Origin of the sequence: Candidatus Poriferisodalis sp., assembly GCF_965208555.1 — a bacterium.
Lineage (GTDB): Bacteria > Actinomycetota > Acidimicrobiia > Acidimicrobiales > Poriferisodalaceae > Poriferisodalis.
The window spans coordinates 718,383-735,935 of the sequence record NZ_OZ242342.1; the positions used below are offsets into that span (position 1 = coordinate 718,383).

Consider the following 17,553-nt stretch of genomic DNA (forward strand, 5'->3'; position numbering starts at 1 on the left):
ATCGATGGGCCTGAAGAAGCTGCTGATTGCCAACCGTGGCGAGATTGCCGTGCGGGTGGCGCGGGCGGCCGGCGAGCTCGGCATCGGCACCGTCGCTATCGCGGGGGACGATGACGCCACCTCGTTGCACACCCGAGTCGCCGATGAGGCGGTGCCCTTGGACGGGCGCGGCGTCGCTCCCTACCTCGACGTCGAACAGGTGGTCAATGCTGCGGCAGGAGCGGGTTGCGATGCGATCCATCCCGGCTACGGGTTCCTGGCCGAGAACCCTGCGCTGGCGCTCGCCTGCAAGGCCGCTGACATCACCTTCATAGGCCCCAGCGCACTGCAACTTGAACTCTTCGGCGACAAGCTGGCTGCGCGGGCTCTCGCGCAACAGCATCGTGTGCCGCTGCTGCCCGCCACCTCCGAACCGACATCGGTGGAGGCCGCGGGGGCCTTCTTCGCCGAGCACGGGCCGATGATGATCAAGGCTCTCGCCGGGGGCGGCGGGCGCGGCATGCGTGTGGTGCGTGCGATCGACCAGCTCGAGGCTGCCTTCGAGCGCTGCGCGAGCGAGGCCGCCGCCGCGTTCGGCAATGGCGATCTCTACGTGGAGCAGCTGATCGAGCGTGCTCGCCACGTCGAGGTGCAGATCGTCGGCGACGGCGAGTCGGTCGCCCATCTCGGCGAGCGGGAATGCACGCTGCAGCGCCAGAACCAGAAGATCGTCGAGATCGCGCCCTCGCCCACGCTGCGGCCCGAGACCCGCGAAGCCGTCTGCGACGCCGCCGTGGAGATGGCCAAGGCCGTGGGCTACTGCAGCCTGGGCACGTGGGAGTTTCTCATCGACGCCGACGACCCTTCAAACGTCGCCTTCTGCGAAGTCAACGCCCGCATCCAGGTCGAGCACACTGTCACCGAGGAAGTCACCGGTGTAGATCTCGTGGCCGCCCAGCTGCGGATCGCCGGCGGCGCCCGGCTCGCTGACGTGGGGCTGGCGCAACGGGACGTGCCGTCGCCGCGCGGCTATGCCATCCAGTGCCGCGTCAACACCGAGACCATGCAGCCCGACGGCACCTCGCGTCCCAGCGGCGGCGTGCTCGGCGCCTTCGAGCCCCCCACCGGTCCGGGTATTCGCACCGACACCTACGGCTACGTGGGCTACGGCACCAATCCCAGCTTCGACTCGTTGCTCGCCAAGGTCATCGCCTACAGCCCCAGCCGTGACTACGCCGACGCGGTGCGCCGGGCTCGTCGGGCTCTGGGCGAGTTCCGCATCGACGGCGTTGCCACGAACCTGGGCTTTCTCGCTGCGCTGCTCGACCGCCCTGAAGTTGTCAGCAACGAGCTCACGACCAGCTTCGTGGCAAACCACGCCGAGGAGCTGTGCACGGCCGCAGCACAGGCGGCGTCCGTCTGGGCGCCCGCCGCGCCGTCGGCTGACGTTCCCGACGGCGGCCGGGCCGGCGCCGTGGTCGGCAGCGATCCGCTGGCTGTCCTGCACCACGGCGACATCGACGACGCTCCTGCCGACCGGGCCGCCTCCGATGCCGTGCGGGCACAGGCGATGTCAGCGGGCACGGCGTCACTGCACGGCGTACCCGTGGCCACGGTGACCGGTCCCGACGGGAGCATCGCCGTGGCGGCGCCGCTGCAAGGCACCATCGTCTCGCTCGCTGTCGCAGAAGGCGACCCGGTGGCCGAAGGCCAGCAGGTCGCCGTGATGGAAGCAATGAAGATGGAGCACGTCGTGAATTCGACGGTCACCGGCATCGTGCGCATGCTCGGCGTATCGCCGGGCGACACGGTATACGAGGGGCATTCGCTGCTGTTTGTCGAGGAAGCGGAAGTCTCCGTGGAACTCGTCGAGGCGGCTGCGGCTGTCGATCTCGACTACATCCGGCCTGATCTGGCCGAAGTGTTCGAGCGCCGCGGCTTCGGCCTCGACGAGAACCGTCCCGACGCAGTGGCGAAGCGTCACGGCCGGGGGCATCGCACAGCGCGGGAGAACATGGCCGATCTGGTCGACCCCGGCACCTTCGTCGAGTACAGCCCGCTGATGGTCGCCGCGCAGCGCCGTCGCCGTTCCATGGAGGACCTGATCGCCAACACACAGGGCGACGGCATGGTGGCCGGCGTAGCCAGTGTCAACGGCGACCTCTTCGGTCCGGAGAAGTCGCAGGCCATGGTGATGTCCTACGACTACATGGTGCTCGCGGGCACCCAAGGCGGGAACAACCACCGCAAGAAGGACCGCATGTTCGAGATCGCCGAGCACAACCGCCTGCCGGTGGTGCTGCTGGCCGAGGGCGGCGGCGGCCGACCGGGTGACACCGACGGCATCGGCGGCTCCGGTCTGGACTGCTGGGCGTTCACGTTCTTCGCACAGCTCAGCGGCCTGGTGCCGATAGTGGGCGTCACCAACGGCCGCTGCTTCGCGGGCAACGCCGTGCTGCTGGGCTGCTGCGACGTGATCATCGCGACCGAAGGCTCGAACATCGGTGTCGGCGGCCCGGCCATGATCGAAGGCGGCGGCTTGGGCGTGTTCCGTCCCGAAGAAGTCGGCCCGGTCGACGTGCAGTGGCCCAACGGCGTCATCGACGTGCTGGTGGCCGACGAGGCCGAGGCGATCGAGGCTGCCAAGCGGTACCTGTCGTACTTCCAGGGCGCCATCGACGAGTGGGAATGCCACGATCAGCGCGAGCTGCGCCACCTCGTGCCCGAGAACCGGCTGCGGGCTTATGACGTGCGCGAGATCATCGACAAGCTCTGCGACGTCGACTCGGTGATGGAGCTCCGCAGGGGCTGGGGGCCAGGCTGCGTGACGGCGTTGGCGCGCATCGAAGGGCGTCCCATCGGTGTGGTGGCCAACAACAATCACCATCTCGGCGGCGCCGTCGACGCTGACACCGGCGACAAGGCCGCCCGCTTCATCCAGCTCTGCGACGCTCACGACATCCCGCTGCTGTTCCTGTGCGACACGCCCGGGATCATGGTGGGCCCCCAAGCCGAGTACGAGGCCACGGTGCGTCACGCAGCCCGCATGTTCGTGACGGCGGCCAACGTGACGGTGCCCTTCATGACCATCGTGCTGCGCAAGGGCTACGGGCTGGGCGCACAGGCCATGGCCGGCGGCAGCTTCAAGGCGCCCATCTTCACCGTGTCGTGGCCCACCGGCGAGTTCGGCGGCATGGGCCTCGAAGGCTTCGTCAAGCTGGGCTACCGGCGAGAACTCGAGGCCATCGAGGACCCCGAAGAGCGCATCGCGGAGTACGAGAAGCGGGTGGCCCGGCTGTACGAGCAGGGCAAAGCCGTCAACACCGCCACGTTCTTCGAGATCGACGACGTGATCGACCCTGCGGAGAGCCGCGACTGGATCCGCATGGCGCTGCTCGCAGCTCCCAAACCACCGCCACGCACCGGCAAGAAGCGCCCCATGGTCGACACCTGGTAGCAGTCGCCAGCCGGCCTCGATGAGTCGAGCCGGCGTGAGTCAGGCCAGGAGTTCGGCGACGGCGAGTTCGGCTATGCGGTCGCTGTCATAGCCAAGCACGTCCGTCAGAATCTCGAAGGTGTGCTCGCCAAGCGTCGGGCCGCCGTAGGTGACGTCTGCGGGCGTGCGCGAGAGTTGGAAGCGGGAGGCGTCCACGATGGTGGTGCCCTGCTTGGCGTGGGGCACTTCGACCTGCTGGCCCCGGTGGATGATCTGCGGATCGGCCGTGTACTCGGGTGAGTTCTGCACGATGTGCGCCGCCACGCCCACGTCCTGCAGGCGGTGCATCAGCGCCACGCCGTCCTGGCGTCGAGTCCACGCCGAGATGATCCCGTCGAGCTCGTCATGGCGTTCGTGGCGCTCGGCCAGCGTCAGATCACCCAGGTCGCCACGCCCCATCAGGGCCGCCAGCGACTGCCACTGGGAATCGTCGACGCAAGAGATCGCGATCCAGTCGTCGTCGGGCACGACGGCAGGGAACTGCTCGCTGGCCGCGGTCTGGTAGACGCCCTGGGGAGCGAGTTGGCGGTCACGGTTGCCCACCCGGTGCGCCACACGGCCGTTCACCGTGCGGTCCAGCACGGCAGGTGCCATCAGGTGCAGCGCCGACTCGGCCTGGGACATGTCGATGTACTGACCCTCGCCGGTGCGGCGCCGGTGCTCCAGCGCCCCCATCACTGCCGCCACCAGCCAGCGGGGCGAGGTGTAGTCGGTGTAGGCGCCGAACGGCCCGCACGGCGCCCTGTCGGGCCATCCCACCGGGTAGAAGAATCCCGAGATGGCAGCGGCCATGGTGCCAAAACCGGCCAGCATCGCCAGCGGACCGGTCTGACCCATCAGGCAGCTCGACGCCATGATCACGTCGGGCCGGCGCTCGCGCACCTGCTCCCAGCCCATCCCGAAGCCGGCCATGCCCTTGGGCGAGAACGACTCCACGATGACGTCGGCCCAGTCGATGAGATCCCAGATGACGTCCAATGCAGCCGGCTTGGACATATCCAGGCAGATGCCCCGCTTGCCGGCGTTCATGTTGTTGTAGAGCGCTGAGTACTCGGGGTCGCCGATGTCGTCACGGAATGGCTGTAGCGAGCGGGCCACCTCGAGCCGGGTCTCGGACTCCACCCGGATGATGTCCGCCCCGTAGTCGGCCAGCACCCGCGCCGCCGCGGGCCCCGCCATCGCCCACATGAAGTCGAGCACCTTGACGTTCTCGAGCGGACGCGCGGTGGAGGCTGTTTGGGCGCTCACGTCGGCGCCGGTGGCCTCGAGGCGGGGTCTCGTCCGCGCCGGTGCTGCGTCCAGCTCAGCCAGCACCTCATCGGTGTGTTCGCCGAGGCGTGGCGGCGGGCCGAGCGGGCGCATCGGCGTGGCACTGAAGCGGGCATAGCGACCCGGGTAGCGCACCTGGACAGGACCGCCGGCGTTGTCGCCGTCGGTGTCGCCCAGATCCTGGGGCACCGTCTCCCAGTACTCGCGGGCGGCGAGCTGGTGCGAGTCGACGACTTCGTCGGCCGTCCATACCGGGGTGATCAGCACCCGGCGGCTCATGGCCGCATCCAGCAGCTCGGCCTTGGTCTTGGTGGCGAAGAACTCCGTGAGAATCTGCTTCAGCCGCTCGTACTCCGAGATCGGCTCGCGGCCGTCGAGCAGCATCATGGCGTACTCGGTCCAGTTCTTGTCCCGGGTGGCCTCGTCGCAGAAGCCCTCCTCGCAGACCCAGTCCATGAGGCTCTGCGTGAATGCCCGGAAACCCGGCCCGAACAGGAACGTCACCGACGCGTGCCCGTCCTTGCACGGCCACATCAGCTGGACATGCAAGCCCTCCACCAGCACTCCGCCGGCGTGGCGGGTGGGCGGCGTCGCACCCAGCGGCGTCGACAGCGCATACGACTGGCAGGCCTGGTTCATGCTCTGCTGCGCTGACATGTCGACGTGCTGGCCGAGACCCGAGACCGTCTGCCGCTCCCACAAGGCGATCAGCGCGGCGCCCGCAGCTTCGGAGGCGGCGTTGTGGAAGGCCTGCGGGAACAGGCCCCCGGTGCGCAGCGGCGCCCGGTCAGAATCGCCAGTCATCGCCATGTTCACCGCGGCGGCCTGCAGCGTCAGGTCCGAAACTGACCACTCGGCCTTGGGTCCGTCGGAGCCGAACGGCGAGATCGACACGTACACCAGCTCTGGATTGATCTCCGACAGGGCGCCGTAGCCGAGGCCGAGAGCGTTCATCTGGCCCGAGCCGGCCGATTCGATCAGGATGTCGGCCGCCGCGGCCAAGTCCCGCAGCCTCGCTGCGCCCTCGCCGCTTGCCAGGTCCAGCACCACGCTGCGCTTGCCGCGGTTGTACGCCCAGTGGTGCAACGACCGCTCGGGATCATCCACGTCGCCAGCGAAGGGCCCCAGGCGCCGCGCCGACGATCCTTCCGGCGGTTCCACTGCTATGACGTCTGCGCCCATCTGGGCGAGGATCGCCCCGCACAGGTGGCCTCGCTCGTCGGTGAGGTCCAGCACCCGGAACGGGCTCAGCATCGACGTGGACGGAGACTCAGAATCGATCTGGGCGTCAGGCATCCGCACATTTCAGCACGGCCGCGCCGGGTTGTTCACGACGTGGGCGAACTGCAGCGCTCGGCCCGGTGCGACTTGCGTCGGCGTGGCCTACGACTACTCCAGCAGTTCGGCGACGGCTAGCTCGGCGATGCGGTCGCCGTCGTAGGCAAGGGTCTCAGTGAGCACCTCGAAGGTGTGCTCGCCGAGCGTCGGACCGCCGTAGGTGACCGACGCCGGCGTGCGCGACAGCACGAAGCGAGTGTTCTCCACCGTCGTGGTGCCCTGCTTGGCGTGGGGCACCTCGATGAGGTGCTGGCGGTGGATGATCTGCGGGTCCACGGTGAACTCGGGCGAGTTCTGCACGATGTGGGCGGCCACGCCCGCTTCCTGCAGCTCGGCCATCAGCTCGTAGCCGTCGCGACCACGTGTCCATGCCGAGATGATCTCGTCGAGCTCGTCATGGCGTGAGTGGCGCTCGGCGGAGCTCAGCGAGACCAAGTCGTCGCGGCCGAGCGCGCCTGCCAGCGCGGCCCACTGGCCGTCGTCGACGCAGGAGATCGCGATCCAGTTGTCGTCGTGGTCCTCGCCGGGCGAACTGCCTGCCGCGGTCTGGTACGCCCCCTGGGGCGCAAGCACGAGATCCCGATTGCCCGCGGATTCCCAGACGCGCCCGTTCGTGGTTCGCTCGAGCAGGGCAGGCGCCATGAGGTGCAGCGCCGCCTCGGACTGGGACAGGTCCACGTACTGACCGCGGCCGGTCTGGCGCTTGTGCTCCAGCGCCCCCATCACGGCGGCCACCAGCCAGCGGGGCGAGGTGTAGTCGGTGTAGGCGGTGAATGGCCCCGACGGCGCCCGGTCGGGCCATCCCACCGGGTAGAAGAATCCCGAGATCGCCGCTGCCATCGTGCCGAAGCCCGCCAACATCGCCAAGGGGCCGGTCTGACCCATCAGGCAGCTCGACGCCATCACCACATCCGGTCGGCGTTCGCGCACCTGCTCCCAGCCCATGCCCCAACCGGTCATGGCCTTGGGCGAGAACGACTCCAGGATCACGTCCGCCCAGTCGATGAGATCCCAGATGACCTCCAACGCTTCGGGCTTGGACATGTCGAGTGCCAAGCCGCGTTTTCCGGCGTTCAGGTTGCTGAACAGACCCGAGCCGTCCGGATCTCCGACGTCGTCGTGGAACGGCTGGATGGAACGGACCGCGTCGAGCTTGTTGGCCGACTCGACGCGGATGATCTCGGCGCCGTAGTCAGCGAGAACCCTCGACGCGGCCGGCCCGGCCATCGCCCACATGAAATCGAGCACCTTGACGCCTTCGAGCGGCGGTGATGTGTGCGCCATCGGAGCGATCGACGCCGGTACTGCGGGCAAGCGCTCCCCCGCGTCCAGTTCAGCCAGCACATCCGCTGTGTGCTCGCCCAGCGTCGGAGCGCGGCCCAAGTTCACCAATGGCGACTCGGTGAACTTCGCGAACGCACCGGGATAGCGGACCGCGGCGGGATCGAATGAGCCAGCGCCCGCGTCTGACACCACATCGCTGTGGTCGACGTCCTCCCAATACCCACGGGTCGCGAGCTGTTCGGAGTCGACGACTTCGCCCGTTGTCGACACCGGCGTGATCAGCAGCCGGCGGCTCATCGCCGCGTCGAGCAGCTCGGCCTTGGTTTTGGTGGCGAAGAACTCCGTGAGGATCTGCTTCAGCCGCTCGTATTCGGAGACCGGTTCGCGGCCGTCGAGCAGCATCATGGCGTACTCCACCCAGTCCTTGTCCCGGGTGGCCTCGTCGCAGAAGCCCTCTTCGTGCACCCAGTCCATGAGGTTCTGGGTGAATGCACGGAAGCCGGGGCCGAACAGGAACGTCACCGAGGCGTGCCCGTCGGCGCAGGCCCACATGAGCTGGATGTCGATGCCCTGCAGGCTGGCGCCGCCGGCGATCCGCTGCGTGACGGTCGCATTCAGCGACGTGTTGAGCGTCGAGGACATGGAGGCCTGGCTCATCGACTGCTGGGCGGACATGTCGATGTGCTGGCCGAGCCCCGAGCGGGTCTGGCGTTCCCACAGTGCGATGAGTGCAGCGCCCGCAGCCTCGGAAGCCGCGTTGTGCATGGCCTGCGGCAGGGTGCCGCCGGCACGCAGCGGCGCCCGGTCCTTGTCGCCGGTGACGGCCATGTTGACCGCCGAGGCCTGCAGCGCCAAGTCCGAAACAGCCCAGTTGGCCTTCGGTCCGTCGCTGCCGAACGGCGTGATCGAGACATGGATGAGCGCAGGGTTGAGCTCAGCCAGCACCTCGCGGCCGAGGCCCAGCGCCTCCGCTTCGCCGGGATCGAACGATTCGAATACGACGTCCGCCCCGGCGATGAGTGCTTTGGCGTGCTCGACGCCCTCGGGAGTGCCGAGATCCAGCACCGCGCTGCGCTTGCCCCGGTTGTAGGCCCAATGGTGCAGCGAGCGCTCGGATCCCTCGATGTCACCCGCAAAAGGGGCCAGCCGTCGTGCCGACGAGCCCTCAGGCGGCTCGACCGCGATCACATCGGCGCCCATCTGGGCCCAGATGGCGCCCGCCAAGTGGCCGCGCTCATCGGTCAGATCAATCACGCGGTAGTCGGCCAGCACTCCGGATGCGTCGGTGTTCGTTTCCCCACTCATGGCCACATTTCAGCACGCGCCCGAGCCGTCGCTGGCCGGTATCAGTTCAGCGGTTCCGGCGTCGCCGTCGGCGACTCGTCGCCAGGAAGCAGGTCGGCGTAGACCAGCAAGTTCGCCACGGCGAGCACAGCGACGATCAGCGGCGAGATGATGACGTTGGCGACGAGGCCACGAACCCGACGACGCCGAATGCCAACGTGAGCAGAACCATGCGACCCCAAATGGCGGCCTTGCGACCCTGCATCAGGCGCCACCAGCGTCGGAGCGAAGGAAGTCCCGGCTCGAGGTATGCCATCACGAAGTAGACGGCGAACAAGGGGCCGAACACGATCGCCGCCAGCGCCCACAGCATCAGGAAGGGAACGAAGATCCCTGGCGGCGTGAAGAAGGTCAGGAGCAGGCATGGCCCGCACGCAGCCACGCACATGACGCCAGCGAGGAGCACGATCTTCGGCATGCGCCGAAACGCCGTGGCCAGGTTCGAGCCGTCGTTGATCGGCCGCCCGTTGACGTCGTCGAACGCTGCCCAGGTGGTGGCGATGTCCTGCACGTAATAGCCGAGCATGCTCGCGACCATGAAGAAAACGAGCAGCGTGATGGCCGTCGCAGTGGGCGTGACGTCGAACGACTCCAGCCAGGCGCCGAAGTCCAGCGATGCGTCGCTGGTGGGATCGCCCAATTCGTCCAGCTTGGCGAAGAACTGGCCGTCGAACATGGCGTTCAGGCCGAGGAACAACATCACGAACGCCACGAGGTAGCCGGCCGCGCCGACGACCGCGTACTCGCCGAGCGGACGCCACCGTCTCGCGATGAGCGAGAAGGTGTCGCCGAAGAGCTGCGGGATCCGGCGCAGGTCGCCGGGCCGCTGCCGGGGGACGTACCGCCGTGGCCGTGCGGGGCTTGACCCGGGTGGCGGAAGCGCCGGTCGGGGCCGCTTGTCGCCCGGTACCGGTCTGATTCCGGACGCGTCCTGATCGTCGGTCACGGTTCGATGCTACTTGTGCGGTGTCAAGCGACTCCAAGTTGCATGTCGGCGTAGCGTCGGCGCATGGACACGACAGCTCCGAGCCTGATCGCACCGCTGCCGGGCAGCCTGCCCCCGCACCGGGTGCGGTACTTGCCGATCACCGATCGGCCGCGGATCCGCTGGCCCAACGACGCCCGGGTGGCGCTGTGGATCGCCCCGAATGTGGAGCATTACGAGTACCTGCCGCCCCGGGACCCGCAACGCAACACCTGGACTCGCTCGCCGCATCCCGATGTGCAGGGTTACGGCTACCGCGACTACGGCAACCGGGTGGGTTTCTGGCGCATGACCGACGTGCTGGACCAGTTCGGCGTTGTCGCCACGGCCTCCACCAATCTCGCCGTGTTCGACCACTACCCCGAAGTGGGCGCCGCCATGGTCGAACGCGGCTGGGAGATCATGTCCCACGGCATCTACAACACCCGCTACATCTCGTCGATCGACGAGACCGCCGAGCGGGCGTTCTACATCGAGTGCATCGAAGCGCTGCGCAGCCACACCGGCCAGCAGCTGCGCGGCATGCTCGGCCCGGCGGTCTCCAACACGACTCTGACGCCGGATCTCATGGCCGAGGCGGGGCTGATCTACCACGCCGACTGGTTCCACGACGACCAGCCCGTGCCGCTGGCAACCCGCAGCGGGCAGCGGCTGGTGTCGGTGCCGTACTCGATGGAACTCAACGATGTGCCGGTGTTCACCCAGCACTTCGACACCAGCGAATTCGTGGCGATGGCGAAGGCCCAGCTCGACGTGTTACGACGCGAAGCCGACGACGGCGCCGGCGGCCGCGTGATGTGCGTGGCGCTGCACCCCTACCTGATGGGCATGCCGCACCGGGTAGACGGGCTCGCGGCGATGCTCGACTATCTGATGAGCCACGACGACGTGTGGCAGACGACAGCGAGCCGGATCGCCGAGCACTATCTCGACCATCACTACGACAACTTCGTCGCCCACGAACCCGAGCCGCCCTCAATGCCGCCGAGGCTGGGCACTGCTGACGGGAACGGCTCGGCTGTCCGTGCGGGGGCCGGCACCGCGGCGGGTCGAAGTCAGGGTTACGAGTTTGGGCCAGCCGTCCACCAGCACGGCATGGACCACCCCTACTACGACTGGTCGCCGCTGCCTCACCGCGGCCGTTTCAAGTGGCCAGGGCGCAGCCCGCTTGCCGTCAGCGCCGTGATCATCCTCGAGCACGTCGAGTGGGAGCCGCCGGCCGACGCCTACTCACTGCGCCGTCGAAGCGGCGGTCTCGCACGTCTGCCCGCGCCTGACTACCCCCAGCTCACAATCCGCGAATACGGCCACCGGGTCGGCATCTTCCGCCTGCTCGACCTGCTGGATCGCCACGGCATCGCCGCCACCGTCGCGGTCGATGCGCTGACTGCCGAGCACTACGGGTGGCTGGCCTCACACCTGGTTGAGCGCGGATGCGAGATCGCCGGGCGAGGCATCGCTGCGACCCAACTGATCACCTCCAAGACGTCTGAAGCCGACGAGCGGGACGCCATCGCTCGGAGCATTGACGCCATCGAGTCCGCCATCGGCATCCGCCCGACCACCTGGTTCTCCGCCGAGGGGGTCGAGTCGTTCCGTACCCCGGCACTGCTCGCAGAGGCCGGAATCGACACCGTGCTGGATTGGCCCAACGACGAGCAGCCAGTTCTCATGACAACCGAGGGAGTGCTCGCTGGCGTCGGCAACCCCCCCGACACACCGCCGATGGTGTCGCTGCCGCTGTTCCTCGAAGCCGACGACGAGTTCGCGCTGTGGCACCGGCGGGTGCCGCTGGATGGCTGGCGCGAGATCGTCACCGGCGCCGCCGCTCGCATGCACCACGACGGCGCCGAGCATCCCGCCGGAAGCCGCCTGCTCATGCTGACGCTGCGACCCTGGCTTGCGGGCCAGCCGTTCCGCGTGCCGACGCTTGACACAGCACTCACCCAGGTGATGGCGCTCGGCAACATCCACACCGCCACCGCAAGCGAATTGGCTGCCCACGCGCGTTCGACGCTGCGCTGAGCCAGTCGGTCACCGCGACTCGCCTGACGCTGCCCCTGGAAGTCCTGACGCTGCAGTGCAGACGGCCAGCTAGACCAGGCGCCAGGCTCCCGGATCGGGGACGGACAGGCCGAGATGATCTCGGAGCGTTGTGCCGGAGTACTCGGTGCGGAACAGGCCTCGACGTTGCAGTTCGGGGACAACCAGCTCTACGAAGTCGTCGAACGCCCCAGGCATGTGCGTGCCCGCGATCACGAAACCGTCGACGGCTCGCTCGGTGAACCACTCCTCGAAGTAGTCGGCCAGCTCGACGGGACCGCCGACGGTCGGGTGTGCCAGCCGGCCACGGCCCGACACCTGCACGAAGTCGCGAACGGTCGGATTGGCCCGGCCGGTGATCTGCAGCACCTGGTTGCGGATGCCCTGGATGCCGGTCATCGCATCGAGATCATCATCGGACAGCGGCTCGTCGAGGTCACGGCTGGCGAAGTCAAAGTTCAGCCCCTCTGACAGCAGCGACAGGTCGTCGACCAGCGTCGGCAACTCGTCGTAGGCGGCCCGGCGGTCCTCGGCTTCGGCCATGGTGCGGCCCACCACCGGGAACGTCAGGTTGGTGATCTTCACCTGGTTGGGGTCGCGGCCCTGCGCCTCGATCTGGGACTTCACGGCGGCGTAGTGCTCGACAGCGCTGTCGAGGCGCACCTGGCTCACGAACAGCAGCTCGCCCCAACGGGCAGCGAAGGTGGTACCGCGCCCGCTCTGGCCGGCCTGGATCACCACCGGATGGCCCTGGGGCGTGCGCGGCACGGTAAACGGCCCTCGTGACGAGAACCACTGCCCCTGGTGGTCGAGCCGATGCACACGGTCGCCGTGCGCATACAGCCCCGTCCGCCGGTCGGCGGCAATCGCATCGGCCTCCCACGTGTCCCAGTGGCCGTGCACCACCTCCATGAACTCGTCCGCCCGGTCGTAGCGAACGTCGTGCGCGGGTGCCTGGGCCAAGCCCATGTTGCGGGCCTCGTTGTCGTTCACCGAGGTCACGACGTTCCACGCCGCCCGCCCACCGGTGAGGTGGTCGAGCGTGGCGAACACCCGAGCGACGTGGAACGGCTCGTAGTAGGTCGTCGAGTACGTGGCGCCCAGACCGAGCCGGCTGGTCACTGTCCCCATTGCGGTGAGCACCGTGACCGGGTCGAGCTTGACGCAGCGGATGCCCGCCTCGACCGTGTGCCGGTGGTCGCCGCCGTACATGTCGGGCATCGCCAGGCGGTCGTCGAAGAAGCCCAGGTCGAAGCAGCCGGCTTCGAGCACTTGGCCGATGTGGCGGTAGTAGTCGAAGGTGGTGACATCGTGCCGAGCATCGGGATGCCGCCACGCAGCGGGAATGGTGGTGCAGTTCTGTGCCTGCAGGAAGCCCACCAGCACGATCTGGCGCTGAGTGTTCACGCCCAGCGATGGTAGAGAGCAATCGCACCGTAAGACGGCTCACCGGCAGGCCGGGACAGCAAAGTGCCAGACTCGACGGCTATGCCCCCTGGCCCGCAGACCGCCGACATCGCCCACGACGAGGCGCTGCGGGAACGGCTTGGAGCGAATCTGGCCCGCCACGATGTGCGCCGGCATCCGGAACTGGGCCTCAAGCGCGCCTCGGTCGCCGTCATCGTGCTGGACAGCCACGCGGACCTGCACGGAGCGGACCCCGAGTTCACCGGCCTGGATGCCATCCAGCGACGCGACATGCTGGCCGAGGTTCCCGGCGCGGCCAATGACCCGACGCTCACCGGCCATGTCGAGGGAACCGCCGGCGGTGCTGCCGTATTGCTGACGAGGCGAGGCTCGAACCTGCGAGGCCACCCGCGCCAGTGGGCGCTGCCTGGCGGGAGGCTCGACGAAGGCGAGACGACGCTGCAGGCAGCTATCCGGGAGTGTTCGGAGGAGGTCGGGCTGGAGCTGACCGGCGACGACCTGCTCGGGCAGCTCGACGACTACCCGACCCGTTCTGGTTATGTCATCAGCCCGTTCGTGTTCTGGCTCTCCGGCGACCGGGAGCCGGTCGCCAATCCCGCCGAGGTCGCGTCGGTGCACCGCGTCTCGCTGCGCGAGCTGGTCCGGCCCGACTCGCCACGATTCGTGAGCATCCCCGAGAGCGACCGCCCGGTCGTGCAGGTCCCCATCGGCGGCGATCTCATCCACGCACCCACCGGCGCCGTCCTCTACCAGTTCAGAGCCGTCGCCTACGACGGCCTCGACACCCGCGTCGACGAGCTGGAACAGCCCGTGTTCGCTTGGCGTTAGCCAAGCGAACCATCAAACACAGCGCCTGGCGTTAGCCAAACGAACCATCAAACACAGCGCCTGGCGCTAGCCGAGCACGGACATCGACGAGCCGTGCAGGTCGCGCCTGCGAGAGAACGTGCCCATGTCGATGTCGAAACCGGTGTGCTTGCCCGTGACCACGAGCGGGTCGGCGTCGTGGTCGTGGCCGGCTTCGACAGCACCGATCAGCTCGGCCATGCAGTGGCCGGCGACCGCTGCGTTCTTGAACTGGTTGCCGCTGGTGCCGATGGCGACGTAGAAGCCGTCGAGCGACGTGCGGTCGTAGATCGGGATCCAGTCGTCGGTGACGTCGTACACGCCCACGACGCCCCTCGGCTGGTGCGGCAGACCCAGCTCGGGCATGCGGCGGGCGAACCGCAGCACGTGGGTCTCCCACTGATCGCGGGTGAGGTCCTGCGAACAGTCGTCGATCTCATCGGTGCTGAGCCATTCCAAGTCGTCCATGTCGAGCTCAAGCGAGCCGATGAGGATGTTGTTGCCCACTTCGGGTCGCACGTAGCAACCGCAGTCGTCGTCGGCCATCGCCGCGCCGACGTGGGAGAAGTCGATTCCCGCCGGCGAGGGCACGTGGTACACCTCCTTGCGCTGCGGCCGGGTGCTGACCGTCATGTCGTCGAGCACCCCTGCCAGCTCGTTGACGGCACTGCTGTGCGGGCCGGCGACGTTCACGACGACGGGCGCCTCCAGCACCGTGCCGTCGGCCAGCACAACGCCCTCGGCTCGGCCGGAACCGGCGATCCCCACGACGGTCTCGCCGAAACGGAATTCCGCCCCGACGGCTTCCGCCGCCAGCCGCAGATTGTGGGCAGCCAGCTGCGGGTCACCGATGTAGCCGGCTTCAGGCGTCCACAGCGCGCCGTCGAGCTGCGAGGTGGGCTCGGCCCAGAACTCCGGGTCGCCAATCTGCCTGGGCGGACCGAAGCGCGACAGGTCGAAGTGGCCGAGCCGGGCGACCGCCTCGTCACGATCCCAGATCTCATAGGGCACGCCGAGCGTCTCGAAGTGCGGCACGGGCAGCAGATGAGGGCCGTCGCCGCTGATCAGCGTCAGCATCCCGCACTTCGTGAACGTGGCGTAGCCGGCCTCGTCGCAGTCGCCGATGTGCTGCGGCCAGTTCAGCCAGTACTGCAAGCCCTCATACGACATCGCAACGCCCGCACAGGTGGAATAGGTGAAGCGCACGATCGCCGACGACGAGCTGGTGGAGCCCTGCCCGGCACCCGGGTTGCGATCGACGCCCACCACGCGCCAGCCGCGCTGGGCCAGCTCGTAGGTGACCGCCGTGCCGATGACACCCGCGCCGATGACGACGGCGTCGTAGCTCACGCTCTATCCAACCTGTTCTTCTTGCCGTCGCACATTCCTGCAAGCACGTTGTGGGCGCTTCCAGCTTCAACCAATACGAAGCGGCTTGGCGATGGCGGCGGTGAGCACCTCGGGGTCGCCGTCGGTCACCAGCACGTCGTCTTCGATGCGGATGCCGCCGAACCCGCGCAGCTCATCCACCCGCTCCCACACAACGTTCTCCGCGAACTTCTCCCGCCTCGCCGGGTCGCCCAGCAATGCGTCGATGAAGTAGATGCCGGGCTCGACGGTGGTGACCATGCCGGGCTCGAGAACTCGGTTCGGCCCCAGCTTCGCCAGCAGCGGATCGTCGCTGGGCTCGCGGCTGTAGGGGACGCTGGTGATGTCGTGAACCGACAGTCCCAGCAGGTGGCCCAATCCGTGGGGGAAGAACAGCGCCACGACACCTTCGGTGACGAGCTCAGCCGGATCGCCGCGCAGCAGCCCCATCTCGACCAGGCCAGCGCCCAGGATGCGAGCCGCAGCCAGGTGAACGTCGCGCCATACGTTGCCCGGTCGGCACATGTCGATGGTCTGCTGCTGGGCACTCAGCACCAGGTCCCAGAGGAACCGCTGCTCGTCGGTGGGGTCGGCGCCGACGACCATCGTGCGGGTGACATCGCTGGCGTAGCCGCCGAACTGCGCGCCGGCGTCGATGAGCAGCAGATCGCCTGCCTCGACAGCCCGGGTCGCGGGCCGCAGCGGATCGTCGCCCGCATACACGTAGTGCAGGTACGCCCCGTGGGAGCCCGAGGCCACGATGCTGTCGTAGGCCACCCGAGGGGCGCCCGCGGCGTAGAACTGCGCCTCCATGCCGACCTGGATCTCGCGTTCGGTCATGCCCGGCGCTGCGTTGGCATACACCCACTCGAATCCGGCCGTGCTGGCCGCCGCAGCGCGCCGGATGTCGTCCAGCTCGGCGTCGTCCTTGGTCATGCGCTCGAGTGCGACGGCAGCACTCAGCCGCAGGACTGGGTCCGCAGAAGCCTTCTCCTCGTTGCTGTCCGTGGCTGGCGGCACTTCGGGCATAGTGGCGCCGGCGCCCAGCTCGATCAGCGTGCGGTCGCTGCGCTGCGCCAGCCACTCGTCCAGCTCGTCGAGCGGCCGGCCGACGGGCGTGGGCGGCTGTTCCCACACGAGCCGTTCGGGGGTGAAGCGCGGCCCGAACAGCTCCCACTCGTCCGCCGCGGCATCGAACGCCAGCGTCGTGCCCGGCGAGCCCACCGCGGTGAGATAGGCCACATCAGGATGCGGCAGGAAGGCGAAATGCTGATCGGTGCCCGACCAGCTCGACGGCTCGCCCGCCCGCAGCAGCACCACCTCGTCGGTCAGCTCCCAGCGCTTCGCGACCCGCGCCCGCCGTTCGGCCAACGCCTCGTCAGTCGGCTTCACGCCGCGCACCCTAACTTCCGCTCGTCCAACTCAGCGAGCTCCCACCCTCGGCCTTGCCAGACGACGTGGGTCGAGGCGCTCGCAGAGGCGCTAGTAGACGATGTCCAGCGCGAAGCGAAGAGCCTGATCGAGTTGTGCGCGTGCCAGTTCGCCGAGAGTGCCGACCGGCGCCGGATCTAGGTCGGCAATCGGCACGCTCATGAGGTTGTCGCAATTGATGACACACGCTTCGGGGAGTCCCTCGGGGACGCCGATCTCGACCTCGGATCGAATGCCCCGAACCGTGCGGGTGACGGCGGCACAGGTGACTGAGGTCAGCACCGTTGCCGCAGCATCCCTCGTGAGGACGCACACGGGACGCCGGCCTGCAGGTGCACCGAGGTCGCCCCAATAGATCTCGTTGCGCGCTACCACGGCGGTGTCGACCGGGCGGCGAGCCGGGCTGCCGACCGGACGAGCGCCTCCTCCTGGGGCACTCGGCGGTACGCCTCAATCAGCTCCGCATCGGCGGCCGCCAGCTCGGCGGCTGCGATGACGGCGCGCGCCCCCCGTCTCAGCAGCGCAGACCTGCTCGTTCCCTCAGCGGCGGCGATCTGCGCGAGACGTTCGATCAGATCGTCGTCTAGCTGGACGAGTACTTGGCGCCGTGCCATCTGATACACCATATGGCCTCCGGCGGCTTGACTGGCCCCGGCACGCTCCACGCCTGCAACGTAGGCACTCACGCTGCGAGGGATCCAACGGTTTTCTCCGGGTTGGGTGATCACAGCCCGCTGCGAAC

The 17,553-nt window shown here is 68.2% G+C and carries 11 protein-coding genes; 3 read left to right on the forward strand and 8 right to left on the reverse strand.

Going from position 1 to position 17,553, the window contains the following annotated elements; genetic code table 11:
• Positions 1–4 precede the first annotated feature (4 nt).
• A complete protein-coding gene (locus ACOGXE_RS03370; RefSeq protein WP_419932539.1) occupies positions 5–3,436 on the forward strand; it encodes a carboxyl transferase domain-containing protein in 3,432 nt (1,143 codons plus the stop codon).
• A 39-nt stretch (positions 3,437–3,475) separates the two neighbouring features.
• Here ACOGXE_RS03370 and ACOGXE_RS03375 read toward each other — a convergent pair whose 3' ends face one another.
• The 3 genes from ACOGXE_RS03375 to ACOGXE_RS03385 all read right to left on the reverse strand — a co-directional run bounded on the left by ACOGXE_RS03375 (position 3,476) and on the right by ACOGXE_RS03385 (position 9,656).
• Positions 3,476–6,040, reverse strand: coding sequence for a CaiB/BaiF CoA transferase family protein (locus ACOGXE_RS03375; protein ID WP_419932540.1), 2,565 nt, complete (start codon positions 6,038–6,040; stop codon positions 3,476–3,478).
• Between the two features lie 93 nt (positions 6,041–6,133).
• Entirely contained in the window at positions 6,134–8,671 is a 2,538-nt protein-coding gene (locus ACOGXE_RS03380) for a CaiB/BaiF CoA transferase family protein (protein WP_419932541.1), read from the reverse strand.
• A 136-nt stretch (positions 8,672–8,807) separates the two neighbouring features.
• A complete protein-coding gene (locus ACOGXE_RS03385; protein ID WP_419932542.1) occupies positions 8,808–9,656 on the reverse strand; it encodes a hypothetical protein in 849 nt (282 codons plus the stop codon).
• Between the two features lie 63 nt (positions 9,657–9,719).
• On the opposite strand from ACOGXE_RS03385, the gene ACOGXE_RS03390 reads away from it, so the two are divergent.
• Entirely contained in the window at positions 9,720–11,720 is a 2,001-nt protein-coding gene (locus tag ACOGXE_RS03390) for a polysaccharide deacetylase family protein (protein WP_419932543.1), read from the forward strand.
• 69 nt (positions 11,721–11,789) lie between these two features.
• On the opposite strand, the gene ACOGXE_RS03395 is transcribed toward ACOGXE_RS03390, so the two are convergent.
• Entirely contained in the window at positions 11,790–13,145 is a 1,356-nt protein-coding gene (locus ACOGXE_RS03395) for an LLM class flavin-dependent oxidoreductase (RefSeq protein WP_419932544.1), read from the reverse strand.
• An 81-nt stretch (positions 13,146–13,226) separates the two neighbouring features.
• On the opposite strand from ACOGXE_RS03395, the gene ACOGXE_RS03400 reads away from it, so the two are divergent.
• The gene (locus tag ACOGXE_RS03400) at positions 13,227–13,994 is read left to right on the forward strand and encodes an NUDIX hydrolase (RefSeq protein ID WP_419932545.1); all 768 of its coding nucleotides are present in this window, start codon (positions 13,227–13,229) and stop codon (positions 13,992–13,994) included.
• Positions 13,995–14,060: 66 nt separating this feature from the next.
• Here the strand turns inward: ACOGXE_RS03400 and ACOGXE_RS03405 are convergent, their stop codons facing one another.
• The 4 genes from ACOGXE_RS03405 to ACOGXE_RS03420 form a co-directional block, all read right to left on the reverse strand.
• Positions 14,061–15,362 carry an NAD(P)/FAD-dependent oxidoreductase gene (locus ACOGXE_RS03405; protein WP_419932546.1) on the reverse strand — a complete coding sequence of 434 codons (1,302 nt, stop codon included), beginning with the start codon at positions 15,360–15,362 and terminating at the stop codon, positions 14,061–14,063.
• 66 nt (positions 15,363–15,428) lie between these two features.
• Entirely contained in the window at positions 15,429–16,772 is a 1,344-nt protein-coding gene (locus tag ACOGXE_RS03410) for an aminopeptidase P N-terminal domain-containing protein (RefSeq protein WP_419932547.1), read from the reverse strand.
• Between the two features lie 90 nt (positions 16,773–16,862).
• Entirely contained in the window at positions 16,863–17,186 is a 324-nt protein-coding gene (locus ACOGXE_RS03415; protein WP_419932548.1) for a type II toxin-antitoxin system PemK/MazF family toxin, read from the reverse strand.
• Positions 17,180–17,497, reverse strand: coding sequence for a ribbon-helix-helix domain-containing protein (locus ACOGXE_RS03420; protein WP_419932549.1), 318 nt, complete (start codon positions 17,495–17,497; stop codon positions 17,180–17,182). The genes ACOGXE_RS03415 and ACOGXE_RS03420 overlap by 7 nt, the downstream gene beginning before the upstream one ends.
• Positions 17,498–17,553 lie beyond the last annotated feature (56 nt).